The sequence below is a fragment of the Leifsonia sp. SIMBA_070 genome (assembly GCF_046534635.1).
Taxonomy (GTDB): domain Bacteria; phylum Actinomycetota; class Actinomycetes; order Actinomycetales; family Microbacteriaceae; genus Leifsonia.
The window spans coordinates 1-234 of the sequence record NZ_JAWRYK010000977.1 but is presented as its reverse complement, the minus strand read 5'-3'; the positions used below and the strand labels follow the sequence as shown (position 1 = coordinate 234).

The 234-nt window shown below is 69.7% G+C and carries 1 protein-coding gene; it reads right to left on the bottom strand.

The features are described from left to right. The coding region (locus SB754_RS23085; RefSeq protein ID WP_410784577.1) for a hypothetical protein at positions 1 to 234 on the bottom strand (234 nt) is incomplete at both ends.

Genomic DNA, 234 nt, shown 5'->3' with positions numbered 1-234 from the left:
GTACCCGGTGACATCCGCCGCGCCGTCGACGCACAGCGATGTCAGGCCGGCGTCGATACCGGTCGTGGCCTCCCGAGGCTCGCGCAACCGCGCGGCTTCCTCCTCGAGCAGCGACACGAGTTCGTCCTGCGCGGCTCGTTCGGCCCGCAATGCCGCGCATAGCGCCGCATAACGGTCGCGCTCCCGTCGCAAAGCGGCAACCTCGTCCAGACCATCACCCGCACCGACATCGAC